Consider the following 3498-nt stretch of genomic DNA (forward strand, 5'->3'; position numbering starts at 1 on the left):
CTCCCCGCCCCGCGCGCGGGGCGGGCGGGGGAGGGGTGCCTTTCCACCACGAGCCACACGCCACCAGCCTTTCGCTCTTCGCCGCCGGCTGACCGCTTGCCGCTCCCAACTACCGCCTGCCGAACACGATCAGCATGCCGTTGCGGTCGTCGGTGACGTAGAGCCTGCCGCCGGGGGCGGCCTTGACGTCCACCGGGGCGCCCAGCTTGCCGCCGGGGAGCACCCAGTCCTTGATCAGGTCCACGGGGTCACCGTTGGGGATGCCCCTGGAGTCCACCGGGAAGGCCACCAGGCGGTGGCCGTACTTGCGGTAGCCGTGGTAGCCCACCACCAGCCAGCCCCGGTAGGGCTGGGGGCCCTCGCTCCAGTAGGTCATGCCCAGCGGGGCGGCGTGGGCGGGGAGCAGCACGGCGGGTTTGCGGGTGTCGGCGCAGGGGTAGCGGGGGAACTCGGGGGCGTTGCGGGCGTTCTCGTAGCAGTAGGGCCAGCCGTAGTCGGCGCCGGCCTCGAGCACGTTGAGCTCGTCCTTGGGGTGCTCCTCGTCGTCGAGCCTGGGGTCGGCGGCGCCGATGGCGTCGCGGGAGTTCTCCCCCTGGAGCACGGTGCCCGAGGGGTGCACGGCCAGGGCCATGGAGTTGCGCAGACCGGTCGCCATTACGCCCCACCCGTTCACCTTCCCGCTGTCCCAGTCGAAGGTGTAGCGCCGCACCAGCCCGTTGGTCCGGGCTTCGCGGCAGGCGGCCTTGCCCTTGTCCTCCTGGCAGTTGTCGCTGGCGCTGCCGACGTTGACCAGCAGCCGCCGGTTGGTGTCGAAGACCATCTGGGTGAGGGGGTGGCGGCCGTTGCCGGGGAGGTTGGTGATGACGTACTCCTTGGCGGGCTTGCCCAGGCTGAAGCGGAAGATCCGGCCCACCTCGCCCACGTAGACCTTGCCGTCGGGGCCCAGGGCGATGCCGTTGGGGCGGTCGAGCTTGGTGAGCAGGCGCTGGGGGGCGTAGCCTCTGGCCCTGGCGAGCAGGGTCACGGCGCCGCGGTCGGGGCCCCAGCCGCCCATCTCGACCACGAGGACGTCGCCGTTGGCGAGGGGGAGCACGCCCCTGGGGAAGTTCAGGCCGCTGCGGACGACCCCGGCGCAGAAGCCGGAGGGGGTGGCGACCTCGAGCCCGCGGAAACCCAGGCAGCTTTGGGCCAGGGCGGGGGCCAGGGTCAGGGCCAACAGAGCGAGAGTCCGCTTCACGCCTCCCACCCTACGGCATGGGAGGGGGAAGGTCCAACCTCAGGGGCGCAGCACCCTGCGCCCCTGGCCCCCCGAAATCAGAACAGGATCAGGCTGTTGATGCTTTCCATCAGCGTGGGCAACAGCTCGTCGGCGCCCTTGGGCTTGGCGAGGCGCAGGAAGCTCTCCAGGGCCCGCAGGAACTGCTGGGTGTTGTGGAGCTGGGCCAGCCCGGCGGTGCTGCCGAAGGCGTTGGACCACTGGCCCAGGCGTCCGGGGCGGGCGAGTTGCTTGACCCACTCCTGCACCCAGGCGGCCTCGAGCAGGCCCCGGTTGAGGGCGTAGAGCGCCACGCGGGCCAGGCGGTCGCTCTCGCCGTGCACGTAGGAGTGCTCGCCCTCGGGGGCGACCTTGCCGGCCACGGCCTGCAGGATGCGCTCGAGGTCGGCCTTGTCGGTCTTGGGGCTCGAGGCCAGCCGCCACAGCAGGTCGGCGCCGTGGGCCACGCCGTGGATGTAGCCCTGGCGGGCGTCGTAGCCGCGCAGGTCGCGCTCGGCGCCGAGGTAGGCCAGGCCCGCCTCGAGGACGGCCCGGAACTCGGCGGGCTCGAGGAAGGGGGCCTGGACGTCGCGCCGCACCACCTCCGAGAGGATCAGCGCCGAGAAGCTGCGCCCGAACACCGTGTCGGTGCCCTGTTCCCCCACCCCGGCCTTGAGGTTTTGCGTCAGCCGGGCGGCGATGCCCTTGAGGGCGGGGTTGCTGACCTGCCCGGCGCGGAACCAGCGGGTCAGGATCGCGTAGCCGAAGCCGTCGCGCAGCTCGGGGTCGGGGGAGGCGAGGCAGGCCAGCAGGTTGTGCGAGAGCGCGTCGGCGCTCTGCCCCTGCGGGACGGCGTAGCCGCTGTTCTTGATGCCTAGCCAGAAGAGTCGGTCCATGCTTCCGCCGATGCAGGTCGCCTGCTGCCCGAGGGCCAGGCTGCCAAAGCCCAGTGCCGTGACCGTGAACACCATCCACACACGCCGCATAAAAACTCCTTTGGTTGTGGCTTTCACGGCGCGCGCTCGTGATGCTTCGATTGTTGGGCTAAGCTACTGCAAATGGAACCCGCCGATTCGACTTACCGCTGGCTGCGGGTCGAGCAGCCCCAGGCCGCCGAGGTGCTCACCGACCCCAAGGCCGCCGGCTTTCTCTTCCCCTTCCTGCTGGGCGAGCACAGCCCCTCCTCGGCGGCGCGGCTGCTGGGCGTCAAGCTCAACGTGCTGATGTACTGGGTGCGCCGCTTCCTGGCGCACGGCCTCCTCGAGCACACCCGCACCGAGCCGCGCGGGGGCCGGGCGGTGCGCTACTACCGGGCAGTCGCCAACGCCTTTTTCGTGCCCTTCAAGGCGCTGTCGCGCGGCGACCTCGAGACCTTTCTCGAGGGGATCGAACAGCCTTTCCAGCAGGCCCTCAAGCGGGCGCGGCTCGAGCTGCTCACGGCGCCGGGCGAGGAGTGGGGCCTGTGGCTCAGCGCCCGGGGCGGGACCCTCAGCTTCAGCTACGGCGACGCCGAAGGGGAGCGCCTGTTCAACAACCGCAAGCCCCAGGCCCCGGCCACCCTCAACCTGTGGGTCTCGCTCGACCTCGACTTCGAGCAGGCCAAGGCCTTCCAGCACGAGCTGATCGAGCTGTACCAGAAGTACGCCGCGCGGGGGGGCGGCCAGACCTACCGCTTGCAGCTGGCGATGCTGCCCGACCGCCCGGCTTAGCCGGCTCAGCCCTGCGCCAGCCGCCGCCCCGCCTCGAGCACCCTCACCCCGTGCCGGACGGCCTGCCGCGCCGCGTCGGAGCCGGCGTAGCCCGAGCGGTAGAAGTCCCAGGCGCACAGGTAGAAGCCCGCGTAGTCGGCGGCCAACCCGGCCTGCCCGGCGGCCTCGAGCCGCCCCACCAGGTGGGTGCGGTTGTGGCCCCAGGCCTCCTCGAAGCTACTGCCCAGCAGCGAGAGCACCCGCGAGGCGGTGGGCCCCACCCGCCAGGTGAGCTGCCGCAGGCAGTGGAAGAGGTACTTGCCGGGCATGTCCATGAAGTTGAGGGGGAAGGCCCGCAGGTCTTCGGGCTTGGCGCGCTCGAGCAGGCCCCAGCGGTCGGCCTCCCGCACGGCCTCGCGGTCGGTGAGCGGGTGCACCTCGGCGTAGGGCCTGCCGAAGAGGGTCTGCACGACCGGCGCAGGGGAAGGGGAGAAGGTGGGGCTCTCCAGGAAGCGGTTGATGACCTGGATCTGGGGGCGGGGCAGGTGCAGGGGC

3 protein-coding genes and 1 pseudogene are annotated in these 3498 nt (G+C 71.4%); 1 reads left to right on the forward strand and 3 read right to left on the reverse strand.

Features of this window, described 5'->3' with window-relative positions; translation table 11 throughout:
* Positions 1–109 precede the first annotated feature (109 nt).
* Entirely contained in the window at positions 110–1237 is a 1128-nt protein-coding gene (locus Mterra_RS19835; protein ID WP_218022983.1) for a PQQ-dependent sugar dehydrogenase, read from the reverse strand.
* A gap of 77 nt (positions 1238–1314) precedes the next feature.
* Positions 1315–2241 carry a DUF2785 domain-containing protein gene (locus tag Mterra_RS19840; RefSeq protein ID WP_147372965.1) on the reverse strand — a complete coding sequence of 309 codons (927 nt, stop codon included), beginning with the start codon at positions 2239–2241 and terminating at the stop codon, positions 1315–1317.
* Positions 2242–2313: 72 nt separating this feature from the next.
* Here Mterra_RS19840 and Mterra_RS19845 point away from each other — a divergent pair, with 72 nt between their 5' ends.
* The gene (locus Mterra_RS19845) at positions 2314–2964 is read left to right on the forward strand and encodes a hypothetical protein (RefSeq protein WP_119316689.1); all 651 of its coding nucleotides are present in this window, start codon (positions 2314–2316) and stop codon (positions 2962–2964) included.
* Positions 2965–2969: 5 nt separating this feature from the next.
* Here Mterra_RS19845 and Mterra_RS19850 read toward each other — a convergent pair.
* Positions 2970–3498: pseudogene (locus tag Mterra_RS19850) on the reverse strand (hypothetical protein); the annotation flags it as partial.

Origin of the sequence: Calidithermus terrae, assembly GCF_003574345.1 — a bacterium.
GTDB classification, from domain to species: domain Bacteria; phylum Deinococcota; class Deinococci; order Deinococcales; family Thermaceae; genus Calidithermus; species Calidithermus chliarophilus.

Coding starts and splice junctions, on each gene's coding strand:
- Mterra_RS19845 (WP_119316689.1), top strand. CDS start 2,314: ATGGAACCCGCCGATTCGACTTACCGCTGGCTGCGGGTCGAGCAGCCC.
- Mterra_RS19840 (WP_147372965.1), bottom strand. CDS start 2,241: ATGCGGCGTGTGTGGATGGTGTTCACGGTCACGGCACTGGGCTTTGGC.